Source organism: Candidatus Mycobacterium wuenschmannii (assembly GCF_030252325.1).
Classification (GTDB): Bacteria; Actinomycetota; Actinomycetes; order Mycobacteriales; family Mycobacteriaceae; genus Mycobacterium; species Mycobacterium wuenschmannii.
The window spans coordinates 643666-660111 of record NZ_CP126981.1; the positions used below are offsets into that span (position 1 = coordinate 643666).

A 16446-nucleotide genomic window follows, 5' to 3' on the forward strand; every position below is an offset into this window, starting at 1 on the left:
CCGGAAAAATTGTCGCCCGCGCAATGTCTCTTTGGCTTTTCTCAGCACAAGATGCGCTTTTGTGATTTAAGATTGCGCAACTGTCAGACCTCTCACACGCCCGCTTCACGTTTAGTTAATTGCATTAACTCATCGCCGGCCGGCCAAGGGTCTGACATCAGTCTGAAGGAGGATCGGTGTCGTTTGTCACTGCGCAACCGGAAGATCTGTCCGGTGCCGCGGGCGGTCTGGCGGGGATCGGCGATGCGATGGCGGCGCGAAACGCCGCTGCGGCTACGCCAACTACCGGTCTGGCACCGGCCGCTTCGGATATTGTTTCCGCGATGACCGCGGCGCAGTTCGGTAAGCACGGCGCCGCCTATCAGCAGATTGCCGCGCAAGCGGCGCTGGTGCACGAGCAAGTAGTAGCCGCGTTGCGTTCCGGGGCGGGAGCGTATGCGCTGACCGAGGCGGCGAATGCAGCTGCTGCCGACTAAGGGGGGCCTGGGTCGATGAGTTTCATGGTGTTTCCGCCGGAGTTCAACTCGGCGTTGATGTACAGCGGCGCGGGGTCGGGGCCGCTGATGGCGGCCGCCTCGGCGTGGAGTGAGCTGGCCGCGGATCTAGAGTCCACCGCCGCCTCCTATCAGGCGGTGCTGGGACAGCTGACCGGTGCCAGCTGGTTGGGCCCGTCCTCGGCTCGGATGGCCGCGGCGACGGCGCCGTACGTCGACTGGCTGGCGCTCACCGCCGGCCAGGCCGCGCAGACTTCGGCTCAGGCCTCGTTTGCCGCCGCGGCGTACGAGGGCGCGTTTGCCGCCACGGTCCCGCCGGCGGTGATCGCGGCCAACCGTGCACTGCTGGCGGCGCTGGTCGCGACGAACTTCCTGGGGATCAACACGCCGGCGATCATGGCCACCGAAGCGCACTACATGGAGATGTGGTTCCAGGACGGCCTGACGATGGACACCTACGCGACGACCGCGCAGCAGGCCGTCGTGCTGCCGCAGCAGAGTCCGGCACCCTCGCCCAGCGACGGCGGCACTTCGGCCAACGCGGCCGCGGCCGCGCAGTCGACCGCACAGTCGTTGACCAATTCGAGCACCAACCTGGTGACCGCGCTGCAGAACATGTTCCCGTCGCTGACCAGCAACACCGCGTCGTCGAACGGTCTTCTCAGCACGGCGGCCGCCCCGGCCGGCGCCCAGAGCGCGGGCACGGCCGGCACCGCGGCGGCGGGCGCGCCGGTCGCTACCTCGACCGCCGGTGCACTGCTGCCCATCCAGGGCGTGTATTACCTGACCACGTTCGCGAGCATGCCCGTCAAGATGTTGATGAGCCTGGCCAACTCGATGAGCGCCAGCGAGGCCATGCAGGCGGGCCAGCAGGCGATGCTTGCCGAGGTCCAGACGCTGATGGACACCAAGTTGAAGGCGATGCTGGCGAGCATCTCGGGTCAGATGCGCGGCTTCGGGTCGCAGATCACCGCGCAGCTGGCGGGTGCCAGCAAGCTCGGTGGGCTGTCGGTCCCGAACGGTTGGGCGCAGTCCGCCCCGGAGATGGTGCGCGCCGCACCGATCCTGCCGGCCAACAGCGTCGCCGCGCCGGTGGCGTCGTTGGCGCAAACGCCGACCAGTCCGTACACCCAAGCGCTCATGGGTGCCCTCAACGGGCGCGGCATGGGCACGCAGGCCGCCAAGACGGCGTCCGTGAAAGTTGAGACTCGCACGCCGGCCGGCGGATGAGAAGTGGGGGATGCCTTTGCTGCAGGACGCACTAACCCAAGACATGTCAGCTAACTAAGGAGATAGATATGCCTACGCGTTTTATGACTGACCCGCACGAGATGCGGGCAATGGCGGGCCGTTTCGACGTGCACGCGCAGACCGTTGAGGACGAGGCCCGCAAGATGTGGGCGTCGAGCACCAACATCGCCGGCGCCGGCTGGAGCGGTACCGCTCAGGCCACGTCCTACGACACCATGGGCCAGATGAACACGGCCTTCCGCAACATCGTGAACATGTTGCACGGGGTCCGTGACGGACTGATCCGCGACGCCAACCACTACGAGAGCCAAGAGCAGGCCTCGCAGCAGATCCTGTCAAGCTAGTCGATCACCGAAACTACTTAGGAGAACAGTCATGTCGATCAGTTACCAGTTCGGTGACGTGGATGCCCACGGCGCGCTGATCCGCGCCCAGGCCGCTTCCCTGGAGGCCGAGCACCAGGCCATCGTCCGCGATGTGCTGGCTGCCGGTGACTTCTGGGGCGGCTCGGGTTCCGTAGCGTGCCAGGAGTTCATCACCCAGTTGGGTCGCAACTTCCAGGTCATCTACGAGCAGGCGAACAGCCACGGCCAGAAGGTGCAGAGCGCCGGCAACAACATGTCGAGCACCGACTCGGCTGTTGGGTCCAGCTGGGCCTGACGCTCTTCACCCCTTCGGGGTCGGAACGCACCGGACATCGAATGTCCGGTGCGTTTTGTTATGGGTGCTGAATTCTGCTGTGGTCGTTGAGTACTCAGTCGTAGGGTGCTGCGGCCCACGCGTGTTCGAATCTGGGGCGCGCGGCCGCGTATCGGACCTCCAAACCTCGGATCGGGGATCCGGTTGCCCGGGAATTAGGTCGCGCATTTCGCGTACTTTTCAGGCTGCTCTCAGTTGGCGTTCGAGAACAGAGTCGACGCCTTCGACGGTGCTGAGTCGTGGAGCGGCTACTCCGCCACCGCTGCACAACCACCGAGGATCGTGGTCGACGCGAAATTGGCCGCATTCGCAAGGTGGTTATCCGTCGGGGTGTAGGTCGGCAGCGCGGTGACGAAAGCGCGGCGGTACTGAGCCGAGAGATCGGCCAGGTCCTGCCAGATGGCGTTATCGCTCTGCTTGCCAAGTGATTCCAGCTTGCCGGCGAATGAATTCATCACGGGACCGACCGCGTAGTTGACGGCCTTCTGCTCCTTGTTCCAGTAGATCGACGGAACGTTGGGATCCATCTGCTGCCACTCCGCGGTCTGCTGACCGAATGCGTCGAGCGCCGACTTCCACTCCGGGCACACATTGTTGTCCGAGGTTAGAAATGGGGCCGGGCTGGCGAGATTGCCCACCGGGGCGATGTCGGATGGCGGCGCCGACGGTGTCACCAACGGTCCCCGTGCGGCGGCCGGACCGTCGGCGATGGCCGCGCATATCGCCCCAAGTGCGGACGATGCGCTGTTCGCCGCGCCGGCCAGATTGTTGTCTGCCGGTGTGTATTTCGGGATCCGTTCCGCGTACGCGCGCGCGTAGGCGATGAACTGTTGATAAAGCTCGCGCATCACGCGGTGCGGCGTCAACTTGACCAGACCCACTGCCTGTGCGGCCGCGCTGCGCATCGACTGCGCGGCAGCGATGAACTGCGCACGCTGCTTCGGGTTCCACGCCGACGCCGGCACGGAGCGGTCGCGGTCGTTCCACAGCCCCTGTCCGCTGTTCGCGAGTTCGTTGTTGATCGATGCCCACGCCGTGCAACTCGGGTCGTCGGTAATCACTGCCACCGGCCCGGTGTCTTTCGCGCTGGCGACGGCGGCGGTCTCCTGGCCCGGCCCGTTATCGGACCCGTCTTTCGGTCCTCCGGAACCCCCGTCCCCGAATAGCAATACGGCCGCGACGATCGTTGCCAACACGGCAACCGCGGCCACCCCACCCATGGCCCATTTCAGATTTTTGTTGTCTTTTGGGCCGTCAGTATTAGACGTCACGGTGGATTAGCTTAAATGACAAGCCCGTTACCGCAGTGGTTTTGGCATCCGGCGCGACCGCGAACGCATCCTTTCTCAGGACGCTAACAGGGTTGACGTATCGTCGAACATGCGTTCGAATATGGTATGCGATGGGACGACCAGAACGTGCGTGTCGACGACGGCGCGCTACCCGGGTTGGAGCGCATCGGATTCGTTCGCAGTGTGCGGACGCCGCAGTTCGACGGCATCACCTTTCACGAGGTGCTGTGCAAGTCGGCGTTGAACAAGGTCCCGCACGCCACCGCGTTGCCGTTCCAGTACACCGTCAACGGATACCGCGGCTGTTCGCACGCCTGTCGCTACTGCTTCGCTCGGCCCACGCACGAGTATCTGGACTTGGACTGCGGCAACGACTTTGACACTCAGGTGATCGTGAAGACCAACATCGTCGATGTGCTGCGCCGTGAACTCGGCCGCCGGTCATGGTCTCGCGAGACGGTCGCACTGGGCACCAACACCGATCCCTACCAACGCGCCGAGGGCCGCTACGCATTGATGCCGGGCATCATCGGCGCCCTCGCCGAGTCGGGCACTCCGCTGTCGATCCTGACCAAAGGGACGTTGCTGCACCGGGATCTGCCGCTGATCGCCACGGCCGCCGAGCAGGTGCCGGTCGGTGTCTCGGTGTCGCTGGCCGTCGGCGACCCGGAGATGCACCGTCGAGTCGAACCGGGCACGCCGACGCCGCAGGCGCGACTGGGCCTCATCGCCGCGATCCGCGCGGCCGGTCTGGACTGCCACGTGATGGTCGCACCGGTGCTGCCGCATCTGACGGACTCGACCGAGCACCTCGACTACCTACTGCGCGAGATCGCAGCGGCCGGGGCCACTGGTGTCACGGTGTTCGGCCTGCATCTACGGGGATCGACGCGCGGCTGGTTCATGTCATGGCTGGCACAGTCGTACCCGCACCTGGTGCGGCGCTATCGCGAATTGTACGGGCGCGGAGCGTATCTGCCCCCGGCGTACCGCGAGGAGTTGCGGGCCAGGGCGGCGCCGCTGATCGCCAGGTACGGGCTGGCCCGCGATCAGCGTCGGACCGAACCGGCGCCGCCGCGGCCGGCTGCCGCGGCGGTCCAGCCGACGCTGTTCTGACCTAATTCAGGTCGGGCGCGTGGTAGGTGTCGCACTGGTTGGGGTCACCGCTTTGGTAGCCGACGGTGAACCAGTGCTGGCGTTGCTCCGAGGAGCCGTGCGTCCACGACTCCGGGTTGACGCGGCCCGTCGACGCCTTCTGGATGCGGTCGTCGCCGACCGATGACGCCGCGGACAATGCGTCGCGAATGTCATTGTCGCTCAACGGCTCGAGGAAGGGAACGCCGGTGCTCTCCTGCTTCGTGGTGGATGCGTAGTGCGCCCACACCCCGGCGTAGCAATCGGCCTGCAACTCGGTACGCACGCCGTTGCCGCCGGCGCCCTGGGCGCCCTGCTGGGCGCGACCGAGTGAACCCTGTAGATCCTGGACGTGGTGCCCGAACTCGTGGGCCACCACATACTCCTGCGCCAACGGCCCACCGCTGGAACCGAATTGCGTGCGCAGCACGTCGAAGAATCCGGTGTCGAAGTAGGCGGTCTTGTCGACCGGGCAGTAGAACGGACCGACCTCCGTGGTGGCCGCGCCGCAACCGGTGTCGACCTGACCGCTGAAAAGCCGGACCCTCGGCCGGGTGTAGCCGCGCATCAACTGCTTCCACACCGCGTCGACGGAGTTACCGGTCGCGACGACCCGGCATTGCACGTACTGATTGGCGTCGGCTCCGGTCTTGCACTTGCTCAGGTCGAAGCCGGGGGCGACGTCCTGGCTTGCGCTCGGCTGCGGCAGCTGGGTTGCGACCTTGCCGGGGTCGACACCGAGGAGCAATGCGACCACGAGGAACAACAGCCCGCCCAAACCGCCGCCGATCGCAATGCCGCGCCCTCCGCCGCCACCGGATGACGCCGTCGTGCTGGTGTCGATCTGCATACCCTCGTTGAAGGTCATCGCATTCTCCGTTGCGGTTATGGCCTGGCCCGACGAGATCAGCTTTGCACACTACGATTCGGGCGTGCCCGGGGTTGCCGAAGTTCTCACCCTCGCGCGTACCGCACTCGGCGATCTGCGCGGCACGGTGGAGGGCGGTGTCGCGGTGTGGCGCGGGGTGCCATACGCGGAACAACCCGTCGGCGACCGGCGATTCGCCGCGCCCGCGACGGTGCGGCCGTGGACCGGTGTGCGCGAGGCCGTCACGCACGCCCCCCTCCCGCCGCAGAGCCGATCGATGGTCGCAGGCGACCGGAACGACCCGAAGATTCGCGACGAGGCCTGCCTGACGGTGACGATCTGGTCGCCGGACCCATCGGCTTCGCTGCCGGTGATGGTGTGGATTCCCGGCGGCGCATTCCTCAACGGCGCCGGACAACTTCAGCTCTACAACGGCTCACGGCTGTCCGCCAACGGCAACGTCGTCGTCGTCAACGTCACGTACCGGGTGGGGGTTTTCGGTGGTTTCGAACTCGGCTCCCTCGGTGACGGGTTCGACGACAACCTGTGCCTGCGTGATCAGATCGCGGCACTGAACTGGGTCCGCGACCACATCGCGGCATTCGGCGGCGACGCCGACCGGGTCACCGTTTTCAGCGAATCCGCAGGTGCCACTTCGGTTTTGGCTCTGATGGCCAGCCCGGCCGCCACGGGCCTGTTTGCCCGCGCGATAGCCCAGAGCCCGGCGCTGCCGTTGATGGCCGACCGCAACGCCAGGGCCGAGCAGGCGGCCCGCTTTCTCGATCATCTCGGGACGACGCCGGCTGAGGTGAAGGCCCTGCCGCAGCGTGAATTGCGCCGCGCCGCAGGACAATTGCAGCTTGCCAGTGTGGTGTCGTCGCCCACCCTGGCGCATGGTCTGACCTACGGAGTTGATCTGCTGCCACGCCACCCGGTCGAGGCGGCGAGAGCCGGTGCGACGGCCCGGATCCCGCTGATCATCGGAAGCAACCGGCGGGAGGCGGCACTGTTCGCGCGCGACAAGCCGCCGATGCTGCCAACCACGCCGGACACCGTCGATCGCTATTTGAGCCGGTATGGCCCCCAGGCGCGCGCGAGGCTGCTGGCCGCGTACCCGGGATATCCGCGCCGCCGCACGCTGGAGACGATCGGCGCCGACGCGATGTTCGTCGCCGACACGTGGGCGTTCGCCGACGCCCACAGCGCAGTGGCCCCGACCTACGCTTACCGCTTCGACCACGCGCCTGCCACCCTGCGGATGACCGGGCTGGGCGCGGTGCACGGTAGCGAAATCGTCCACATACTGCGAACTTACGATTCACACCTGGTCAGACGGTTGCACCCGCTGGGCGCATGGCTGACGCCCCCGGTGGGGCGTCGGATGCAGCGGGCCTGGCTCGAGTTCGCGACGGCCGGGGGAGAGGTGCCCCTGTGGTCGGGCGACTGGCCACGGTATGACCCCGGCAGGCGGGCAACTCGAGTCTTTCGCACGACGGCGGACGCCGTGGTCGACGACCCGGACGGGCCGCGCCGCGCCGCGTGGCAGGGCATCGGCTGACCTCGCCGTCGGCCTCTGGCCGATCAGCCCGGGCCGTCGCTGGTCGCGGCCAGCAGCGGCACCAGGATGTCGCTGATCGGTGTCGCGATGCCGTGGACCCGGGCCTTGCGGACGATCACGCCGTTGCGGATGTCCCATTCCTGCGGACGGCCGGCCTCGCGGTCGGCGAGCATCGAGGTGCCCATGTCGGTCGGCGCCTGCTGGAACATCTCGACCGTCCCGTCCGCGACGTCGTCGCCCAGTTGCGCACCCTCGGCGCGTGCGACGGCAAGGCACTCGCGCGCGTAGCGGGTGGCGAAGTCGGCCAGGTCGTTGCGACGAAACATCCCGGCTCGCCGGCCGGTCAGCACCATCAGCCCGGCGACGGCGTTCACCAACAGCTTGCGCCACGCGGCGGTGACGAAGTCGGGATCGCAGTCGGCCTCACCGCCGGCGGCCCGCCACAGGTCGGCGAAGGTGGTCGCGGCCGTCCCGGTCGGCAGCGTCAGCCGCGCGGCGGTGCGCAGCCGGACCCAGCCGTCGGGCTGCGTTTCGGCCGAGAACCAGACGATGCCGGGAATGACGGCCGCCATCGCGCAGAGCGGCTGCACCTGCTCGACCTGCTCGACGCCGTTCTGCAGCACCACGACGATCGTGTTCTCGTCGCACAACGGCCCGAGCCACCGTCCTGCCGCCGGATTCTGCGTCGCCTTGACCGCCAGCAGCACGACGCCGGCCGGGCCGGTGATGTCGGCCGGATCGGTGCAGACCGGGCCCGGCACCGTGATCGGCTCGGCCCCGTCGGGTCGCACCTCGATCCGCGATCGCGGGGTCCGGCCGCATACCTGCACCGCGTGCCCGGCGGCGGACAGGTAGGCGGCGACCGTCGTGCCAACAGCGCCGGGGCCGACCACTGCAATATCCATAGCAGTCCCCGAAATTACCCGCCTCTAGACTGGGCTGTCGTTCCCACCGTTCGCGAGGAGTATTTGTGCTGCGCAGTCACGCCGCTGGTTCATTGCGGGCCACCGACGCCGGTCAACGGGTGACCCTGGCCGGTTGGGTCGCGCGCCGGCGCGACCACGGCGGGGTGATCTTCATCGACCTGCGCGACGCCACCGGGGTCTCGCAGGTGGTGTTCCGTGCCGACGATGTGCTCGAGCAGGCCCACCGGCTGCGCGCCGAGTTCTGTGTCGCCGTCGAAGGCGTGGTCGAAATCCGCCCAGAGGGCAACGCCAACACCGACATCGCGACCGGCGAGATCGAGGTCAACGCGACCACCCTGACGGTGCTCAACGAGAGCGCGCCGCTGCCGTTCCAGCTCGACGAGACGGCCGGCGAGGAAGCCCGCCTGAAGTACCGCTACCTGGATCTACGCCGCGAGGGTCCGGGTAACGCAATTCGGTTGCGCTCGAAGGTGAATGCCGCTGCCCGCGCGGTGCTGGACCGGCACGACTTCGTCGAGATCGAGACGCCGACGATGACGCGGTCGACGCCCGAGGGCGCGCGTGACTTCCTGATACCCGCCCGCCTGCGGCCCGGCACGTTCTACGCCCTGCCACAGAGCCCGCAGCTGTTCAAGCAGCTGCTGATGGTGGCCGGCATGGAGAGGTACTACCAAATCGCCCGCTGTTACCGGGACGAGGACTTCCGCGCGGACCGTCAGCCGGAATTCACCCAGCTCGACCTGGAGATGAGCTTCGTCGATCAGGACGACGTCATCGCGCTAACTGAGGAACTCCTGACCGCGATCTGGAAGCTGATCGGCTACGACGTGCCGACGCCGCTGCCACGCATCAGCTATGACGAGGCGCTGCGCCGCTTCGGCTCGGACAAGCCGGACCTGCGGTTCGGAGTCGAGCTCGTCGAGTGCACGGAGCTGTTCTCCGACACCACATTTCGCGTGTTCCAGGCGCCCTATGTCGGGGCCGTGGTGATGTCCGGCGGTGCGTCGCAGCCGCGTCGCACCCTGGATGGCTGGCAGGAGTTCGCGAAGCAACGCGGCCACAAGGGCCTGGCCTATGTCCTGGTCGGTGAGGACGGCACGCTGGGCGGGCCGGTCGCCAAGAATCTCTCCGATGCCGAACGCGACGGCCTGACCGCGCACGTCGGCGCGCAACCCGGCGACTGCATCTTCTTCGCGGCGGGTCCGGCGAAGCAGGCGCGCGCCCTTCTCGGTGCCACGCGCATCGAGATCGCCAAGCGTCTCGACCTGATCGACCCGACCACCTGGGCCTTCACCTGGGTCGTCGACTTTCCGCTGTTCGAACCGGCCGACGACGCCACCGCCGCGGGCGACGTCGCGGTGGGCAGCGGCGCGTGGACCGCGGTGCACCACGCCTTCACCTCGCCCAAGGCCGAGTCGGAGGCGACCTTCGACACCGACCCCGGTCGCGCGCTGGCCGACGCCTACGACATCGTCTGCAACGGCAACGAGATCGGCGGGGGCTCGATTCGTATTCACCGCCGCGATGTCCAGGAGCGCGTCTTCGCGATGATGGGCATCGGCGCCGCCGAGGCTCAGGAGAAGTTCGGATTCCTGTTGGACGCGTTCGCTTTCGGCGCACCGCCGCACGGTGGGCTCGCGCTCGGCTGGGACCGCATCGTCGCGCTGCTCGCCGGGCTGGACTCCATCCGCGAGGTGATCGCGTTCCCGAAGTCCGGCGGCGGCGTCGACCCGCTGACCGACGCTCCGGCGCCGATCACCGCTCAGCAGCGCAAGGAATCGGGCATCGACGCCAAACCCGAGGCCGCGAAACCGCAACCAGGGCAGTGATTCTGCGCGCCGCGACGATGCAAGCGAAGCGATGAGGAGGAGCGGCGCAAATGCCTGAGGGATTTCCTGACAACGAGTCGATCAAGACGTTCAACCAGAGCATCGCCGACGAGTTCCGCGCCAACGACGGCAAGGTCGGCGGCCAGTTCGAGGGCGCCAACCTGCTGCTGCTGACCACGACGGGCGCCAAGTCCGGTCAGCCGCGGGTGTCACCCCTGGCGTACTTCCGCATCGACGGAAAGCTGGTCGTCATCGGCTCGTTCGCCGGCGCCGACGTCGACCCCGCGTGGGTACACAACCTGCGCGCCAACCCGTCGGCCCGCATCGAGGTCGGAGCCGAAACCAGCGACGTCGTCGCCCGCGAGTTGCCGGCCGCCGAGCGAGACGAGCTGTTTCCGAAGATCACAGCCGTTGCCTCCGGGTTCGCCGAGTACCAGGCGAAGACATCCCGGGTCATCCCACTCTTCGAGCTGCAACCGACCGGTTAGCCCCACCGGATAGTTAGCCCGTCAACCGACCCCTCGAAACACACGGTCACGGGGCTATCACGGCACCGATCACAGGCCGGTCACGCCGCCGGCGGTGACCTAGTGCGGAACCAACGACATGATCGTCTGCAGCGTGCCCCGCACCGGGTGCAGGAAGATGTTCACGATCTGGATCGGGAACAGCTGACCGTTGCCGCCGCACTTGGGCCACGCGCCGGGCCCCTGCGTGGCCAGCACGCGATTGGCCACCGCGATCTGTTGCTCGCGCGAGGCCATCGCCGGATCGCCGATGCCACCGTTCGCGGCCCAGGTAGACGGCTTGAATTGCAGACCGCCGTAGAAGCCGTTGCCGGTATTGGCGTGCCAGTTGCCACCCGATTCGCACTGCGCGACGGCGTCCCAGTTCATCCCGTCCGCGTAGGCCACGCCGGTGGTCGGATTGACCAGCAGCGTCATACCCAGGACGACCAGTGCGGCTATCACCAGGTGCTTGCACATCGTGCTCAGAAGCCCACCTAAATGACTCATTTAACAGGTCTAACAAGCAGGCGTTAAAGGAGTCAATGAGTGGGGCTTTAGTAATTAATGAGATTAAAGTTTAATAACGCTATTTGTGTTGCTATTGGGAATTGGTGTCAATCAGTGAGCATATTGGTGCACTTTATAACTACTGAGTTATATGAGTAACAAGTTATCTTGCCGTGATGGAGTAAATTAGAGTGACGTGTGATGCTTCTGTTACTCAAGTGACAGAAGGTGCCACCACGAGGGCTATCGGGCTTGCCCCAAAAACTCCTGGACCAGGCGTTTTGGCGCTTGCGTGAGCCAGGCGTCCACGATCAGCTCCCGCAGGCCGCGCCGGTCGATCGTCGCCAACCGGACCAACACCGCCGGATAGCCGTCGAAGTGCGGCGTTGTGAAGTACACCGCGGGTTCGTCGGCGATCAACGCGAACTTGACGCCCTCGTCGGCCACCCGCACACCGAGGATGTCGCCATCCGGCGCCTCGACACCACGCGCGGACAGGGCCTCCCGATCCGAAGCGCGCAGCGGGCGTTCCCACGCGATCAGCTTCTTGCCGACCCGCCATTCGTGCGGGGAGCGCTCCTCGGTGAGTTGCAACTCGCCGACGACCCCGGCGACGTCGTCCCAGGTGGCCATGACCCATTGTGCTCCCGACACGGCTGCCAGGGGGCGGATCAGGCTGCGCCGCTGCGAGCGGCGGTGGGCGTCACTAGTGTTGCAGCGTGACGTCGTTGAGCCCGGCCGGCGACTCGCCGGGTGTCGGGGCGCGGTACCGGATCACCCATCGCACCGAATACAGCTACTCCGATGTGGTGACCAGTTCCTACGGCCGCGGCTTCCTCACCCCACGCGACCTGCTGCGGCAGCGCTGCTTGTTCCATGAGCTGCAGATCTCGCCGACGCCCGCGGACAGCTCGACGAGCCCGGACACCTTCGGCAACATCAGTTCGTATTTCCATGTCACCGAGCCGCACCAGACGCTGACCGTCACTAGCGAGTCGGTCGTGGAGGTCTACCCGTCGCCGCCGGAACGCTGGGGCGGTGGACCGGCGCTGGCGCCGTGGGAGCAGGCCCGCCCCGTCGGCGTTCGCGGCGCGCTGGCGACCGAGTTCGCACTCGACCTCAATCCACCCGAGATCACCGACAGTGTCCGCGAATACGCCGCACCGAGCTTTGCGCCGGGACGACCACTCGGTGAGGTGCTGCGCGACCTCACGACACGCATCTACACCGATTTCACCTATCGCTCCGGCTCGACAACGGTATCCACCGGAGTCAACGAGGTTCTGAAGGCGCGCGAGGGGGTATGTCAGGACTTCGCGCGGCTCGCAATCGCCTGTCTGCGCGCCAACGGTTTGGCTGCCAGCTACGTGTCCGGCTACTTGGCCACCAACCCCCCGCCAGGGAAGGAACGCATGATCGGAATCGACGCGACCCACGCCTGGGCCGCGGTCTGGACGCCGCAGCCGCCCGGCCAATTCGAGTGGCTGGGGCTGGATCCCACCAACGACCAGATGGTCGACGAGCGTTACGTGATCGTCGGGCGGGGTCGCGATTACGCCGACGTGCCGCCGTTGCGCGGCATCATCTACACCAATTCCAAGACCAGCGTCATAGACGTCGCGGTCGACGTTGCACCGTACGAAGGTGACGAGCTTTATGCGTGACTTCCACTGCCCCAACTGCGGGCAGCGCCTGACCTTCGAGAACTCCGCCTGCCTGGCCTGTGGCAGCGCGCTGGGATTCTCGCTCGACGAGATGGCGTTGCTGGTGATCACCACCGGTGACGACGCCGATCGTGCGGGCTTCGTGAGCGCCAGCGAGTACGAGTTATGCGCCAATCGTCATCTCGCGAAGTGCAATTGGCTCGTCCCGATCCGGACGCCGACGTGGTTGTGCCCGTCGTGCGTGCTCACCATCGAGCGGCCCAACGACACGGACAGCGCGGGCCTGGTCGAGTTCGCCCGGGCCGAGGCGGCCAAGCGCAGGCTGGTCGCCGAGTTGCAGGAGTTGAAGCTGCCGATCATCGGCCGCGACCAAGATGCCGACTACGGGCTGGCCTACCGGCTGCTGTCCAGCGCACACGAGAAGGTGATGACCGGACATCAAAACGGCGTCATCACACTGGATTTGGCCGAGGGTAACGATGTGCATCGCGAGCAGTTGAGGGTCGAGATGGACGAGCCGTACCGGACCCTGCTCGGGCACTTTCGCCATGAGGTCGGCCATTACTACTACTACCGGCTGATCGCTCCTTCCGCTGACTACCTGGCGCGGTTCAACGAGCTGTTCGGTGACCCAGACGCTGATTACCAGGCGGCGCTGGACCGGCACTACAACGAGGGTGCCCCCGCGGGGTGGGAAGCCACCTACGTCTCGTCGTACGCGACCATGCATCCGGCCGAGGACTGGGCCGAGACGTTCGCGCACTACCTGCACATCCGCGACACCCTTGACACCGCGGCGTGGTCGGGCTTCGCCCCGGCGACAGCGACTTTCGACCGGCCGGTGCTGGGTCCGAGCGCGTTCATGACCATTATCGACATGTGGTTGCCGGTGTCGTGGTCGCTGAACATGGTCAACCGCTCGATGGGTCACGACGACCTGTATCCGTTCGTGTTACCGATCGCGGTGCTGGAGAAGATGAAGTTCATTCACAACGTGATCGACGAGATCACCGCGGTCTCGGGAAGGCGTGACCCGGTCAGCGCCTGAGAGTCACGGCATCGTCCGCCGCTCGTCACCGCCCCACAGCGGTTGCGTGCCGCCCGGCAGCGCCAACTGTGTCGCGGTGATGAGCTCGGCCAGGTCGCGCAACGCGGCGTGGATCGCGGTGAGCAGTTCGCTGAGGCGCTCGCGGCGCCCATCGGCGGAGACCGATTCCAGTTCGGCGGGATGCGAGCGTCGCAGTAGCGTGCTGATCTCGGCGACCATCCGTTGCGGCCGCGACGATCCCGACGCGCCGGGCAGGTCGCCGAGGTCGACGCGCACCCGCTCGAGCTGATAGATCAGCGAGCGCGGGTTGGTCGTATCGAACAGCATCAGTTCGGCGAGGGCGGCGACACTGACCTGGCCCGCGGTTCGGCGGCGGTAGATCACCGCGGATTCCATTGCGATGAGCGCTGATTCGATGACGGTGCGCTCAGCGGCCGGGGCCAGCACGGTGGTCAGAGTGGCGTTCAACAAAGCGGTGAGGCCCAGTGCTCGTTCGATGCGCTTGCCGATGTCCATCATCGTCCAGCCGACGTCCTGGACCATCGACTCCGAGGCGACGCCGGCCAGCGTCAGCATGCCGATCAGGGTCTGCGATTGGGCCGTCTCCAGCACGGCATCGCCCTCGGCCAGTGAGTCTGGCGGTTCGGCGTCGTGGGCCAGGGCGCGCTCGACGCCGGCCAGCACCGCCCATGTGTCGCTGGACAATTGGTCGCGGACCGCCCTGGCGGCCAGCGCCAGTCGGTCGACCGAGTGCACCAGCGAGCCCGGCCGGTCGCGGTCCATGGTCAGTGACCACAGCGTTGATGGGGCGATCGCGATCGTTTCGGCCTGGTCGTCCGGTCCGGGGTCGGTTCCGGTGATGCGGCCCAGCGCGGCCATCAGGACTGGCACGCACTGACTTTCGGAGATCTCCTGACGATGCCGGAACTCGTAGTAGCGACGGCGGGCGGCGATCAGCAGCCGCGCCATGTTCTCGGCGCGCTCGCCGTAGCGTCCCATCCAGAACAGGTCGGACAGCACGCGCGGCGAGCTGACGCCCAGTGTTCCCGCGCCCGCCTTCGACGGGGTCTCCGGGGCCGGCAGGGTGACCGTCTCGGCTCGTGACCGGTCGGTGGGCTGAACCCAGACATCCTTCGCCGCAAGCATTTTCAGCGTGTAGGCGGACGGGCCCTGGCTCAGCACATAGCCGAGCCCACCGAGCATCGGCGCGTAGCCGCCGCGCTGGGCCACGGTGAACAGTCGCATTCCCACGCCGCCTGCCGACAATTCATTGGCGTAACTGGTCGGTGCCGACGAGAACTGCGGCAACTCCTGGCCGACCCACTGCCAGGGCATCGCGGTGATGGCGGCGGCCAGGTCGGCCAGCCGCTCCGACGACAGGGTCGGGCCGACCAGTGTCTGGCCGCCGATGGTGGGCCGGATCAACAGCGACGAGAGGTTGGCCAGTAGATGGGAGAGTTCGCTGTCGATGCCGCCCCAGTAGCTGGGCGCGCTGGCAAGCAGCGGGGACTCGCCCAGCAATCGTGTTGCCAGCTGCGGCAGGAACCGTTGCAGCCCAGCGCTTTCCAGTATGCCGCTGCCGACGGTGTTGACCACCGTCACTGTGCCGCGGCGCTGCGCCTCCACCAGGCCGGCGACACCGAGTCGCGAGTCCGCGCGCAGATCGAGGGGATCGGTATAGGTGGCGTCGACGCGCCGGAACACCACGTCGACACGTTTGAGCGTGCCCAGAGATCGCATCCACAGCTTGCCGTCACGCACCACCAGATCGGCGCTCTCGACCAACGGAAAGCCCAGCAGCGTCGCGAGATACGCCTGATCGAACGACGTCTCGGAGTAGATACCCGGGCTGAGGACGACCACCACCGGATCCTGGACGCCGTCGGGTGCCGCGTCGATCAGGGCAAGCCGCAGCGCCTGCGCGAACGGCGTGGTCGGCCGCGGCCCGACCTTCTCGTAGAGATCGGGCAGCGCCTGCGCCAGCACCCGACGGTCGGCCAGCGCGTAACCGGCGCCGGAGGGAGCCTGAGTCCAGTCGGCGTTGACCTGAAAAGCGCCGTCCGCGAGTCGGCTGACGTCGCAGGCGTGCATGAAGAGCTGGTGGTGTCCCGGCACCTCGATTCCGTTGGCGGCGCGGACGTAACCGGGATGAGCGAACAGCAGTTCCGGCGGCAGGACGCCGTCGGTGAGCGAGCGCCTGTTGCCGTACAGGTCGGCCAGGACGGCGTTCAGCACCCGCGACCGTTGCACCAGCCCGGTCTCCAGGACCTCCCAGTCGGGTGCTGACACGACGAGTGGCAGCGGATCCAGTCGCCACGGCCGCGGCTCACCGGGTCCGCCGTCGACGGTCCCCTTGTCGGGATCGACGACGGTGTAGGTGATGTCGTCGTTGTCCACGAGTTGCCGCACCGCCGAGCGCAGGCGGCTCACGCCCGCCCGGCCGCGGTCACCGACCGCGTCGGCGAGATCGGCCCATGCCGGGCGCACGTTGCCGGTCTCGTCGAGGAATTCGTCGTAGCCGATCACCGGCCCCTGCATGCCGGGCGGACGCGGGTCGAACAGCGTCTCCTGCGCACGCGCGGCCCGGTACCCGGCCAGCAGCCGGTCGACATCGGGTCGATCTCGGAAAGCGGTCGCCGAGTCGTCGGGGTGCAATGCCATGTCTGC

16 protein-coding genes are annotated in these 16446 nt (G+C 66.9%); 10 read left to right on the forward strand and 6 right to left on the reverse strand.

The genetic code is table 11. The features are described from left to right. Positions 1-176 precede the first annotated feature (176 nt). From PT015_RS03305 to PT015_RS03320, 4 genes are all read left to right on the forward strand, one after another. Entirely contained in the window at positions 177-476 is a 300-nt protein-coding gene (locus tag PT015_RS03305; protein WP_285188785.1) for a PE family protein, read from the forward strand. A gap of 15 nt (positions 477-491) precedes the next feature. Further along, complete coding sequence (locus tag PT015_RS03310; RefSeq protein ID WP_285188786.1) at positions 492-1724, forward strand: PPE family protein; 1233 nt, start codon at positions 492-494, stop codon at positions 1722-1724. Between the two features lie 68 nt (positions 1725-1792). Continuing rightward, complete coding sequence (locus tag PT015_RS03315) at positions 1793-2089, forward strand: WXG100 family type VII secretion target (RefSeq protein WP_285188787.1); 297 nt, start codon at positions 1793-1795, stop codon at positions 2087-2089. A gap of 31 nt (positions 2090-2120) precedes the next feature. Further along, entirely contained in the window at positions 2121-2405 is a 285-nt protein-coding gene (locus PT015_RS03320; protein ID WP_285188788.1) for a WXG100 family type VII secretion target, read from the forward strand. Between the two features lie 287 nt (positions 2406-2692). On the opposite strand, the gene PT015_RS03325 is transcribed toward PT015_RS03320, so the two are convergent. Further along, positions 2693-3715: a hypothetical protein gene (locus tag PT015_RS03325; RefSeq protein WP_285188790.1), complete on the reverse strand. Its 1023-nt coding sequence runs from the start codon at positions 3713-3715 to the stop codon at positions 2693-2695. Between the two features lie 126 nt (positions 3716-3841). Here PT015_RS03325 and PT015_RS03330 point away from each other — a divergent pair, with 126 nt between their 5' ends. After that, positions 3842-4852, forward strand: a complete 1011-nt coding sequence (locus PT015_RS03330; protein ID WP_285188792.1) for an Rv2578c family radical SAM protein — start codon at positions 3842-3844, stop codon at positions 4850-4852. A gap of 1 nt (position 4853) precedes the next feature. On the opposite strand, the gene ypfJ is transcribed toward PT015_RS03330, so the two are convergent. Then, the gene (ypfJ, locus tag PT015_RS03335; protein ID WP_285188795.1) at positions 4854-5738 is read right to left on the reverse strand and encodes a KPN_02809 family neutral zinc metallopeptidase; all 885 of its coding nucleotides are present in this window, start codon (positions 5736-5738) and stop codon (positions 4854-4856) included. Between the two features lie 19 nt (positions 5739-5757). On the opposite strand from ypfJ, the gene PT015_RS03340 reads away from it, so the two are divergent. Then, the gene (locus PT015_RS03340) at positions 5758-7296 is read left to right on the forward strand and encodes a carboxylesterase/lipase family protein (RefSeq protein ID WP_390887922.1); all 1539 of its coding nucleotides are present in this window, start codon (positions 5758-5760) and stop codon (positions 7294-7296) included. Positions 7297-7319: 23 nt separating this feature from the next. Here PT015_RS03340 and PT015_RS03345 read toward each other — a convergent pair whose 3' ends face one another. Beyond that, positions 7320-8201, reverse strand: a complete 882-nt coding sequence (locus tag PT015_RS03345) for an oxidoreductase (protein WP_285188798.1) — start codon at positions 8199-8201, stop codon at positions 7320-7322. Positions 8202-8266: 65 nt separating this feature from the next. Here PT015_RS03345 and aspS point away from each other — a divergent pair, with 65 nt between their 5' ends. Both aspS and PT015_RS03355 read left to right on the forward strand, forming a co-directional pair. Then, complete coding sequence (aspS, locus tag PT015_RS03350) at positions 8267-10051, forward strand: aspartate--tRNA ligase (RefSeq protein WP_285188800.1); 1785 nt, start codon at positions 8267-8269, stop codon at positions 10049-10051. A 50-nt stretch (positions 10052-10101) separates the two neighbouring features. Then, entirely contained in the window at positions 10102-10539 is a 438-nt protein-coding gene (locus tag PT015_RS03355; RefSeq protein WP_285188802.1) for a nitroreductase family deazaflavin-dependent oxidoreductase, read from the forward strand. Between the two features lie 99 nt (positions 10540-10638). Here the strand turns inward: PT015_RS03355 and PT015_RS03360 are convergent, their stop codons facing one another. Beyond that, positions 10639-10995 carry a transglycosylase family protein gene (locus tag PT015_RS03360; protein ID WP_313825878.1) on the reverse strand — a complete coding sequence of 119 codons (357 nt, stop codon included), beginning with the start codon at positions 10993-10995 and terminating at the stop codon, positions 10639-10641. A gap of 315 nt (positions 10996-11310) precedes the next feature. Further along, positions 11311-11700 carry an MmcQ/YjbR family DNA-binding protein gene (locus PT015_RS03365; RefSeq protein ID WP_285188803.1) on the reverse strand — a complete coding sequence of 130 codons (390 nt, stop codon included), beginning with the start codon at positions 11698-11700 and terminating at the stop codon, positions 11311-11313. 86 nt (positions 11701-11786) lie between these two features. Between PT015_RS03365 and PT015_RS03370 the strand changes: the two genes are divergently transcribed. Beyond that, on the forward strand, positions 11787-12731 hold the full coding sequence (locus tag PT015_RS03370) for a transglutaminase family protein (RefSeq protein WP_285188804.1): 945 nt from the start codon (positions 11787-11789) through the stop codon (positions 12729-12731). Continuing rightward, positions 12724-13779 (forward strand): zinc-binding metallopeptidase family protein, encoded by a 1056-nt coding sequence (locus PT015_RS03375; protein WP_285190902.1) that lies wholly within the window; start codon positions 12724-12726, stop codon positions 13777-13779. The genes PT015_RS03370 and PT015_RS03375 overlap by 8 nt, the downstream gene beginning before the upstream one ends. Positions 13780-13782: 3 nt before the next feature. Here the strand turns inward: PT015_RS03375 and PT015_RS03380 are convergent, their stop codons facing one another. Then, positions 13783-16440, reverse strand: a complete 2658-nt coding sequence (locus PT015_RS03380; protein WP_285190903.1) for a circularly permuted type 2 ATP-grasp protein — start codon at positions 16438-16440, stop codon at positions 13783-13785. Between the last annotated feature and the right edge of the window lie 6 nt (positions 16441-16446).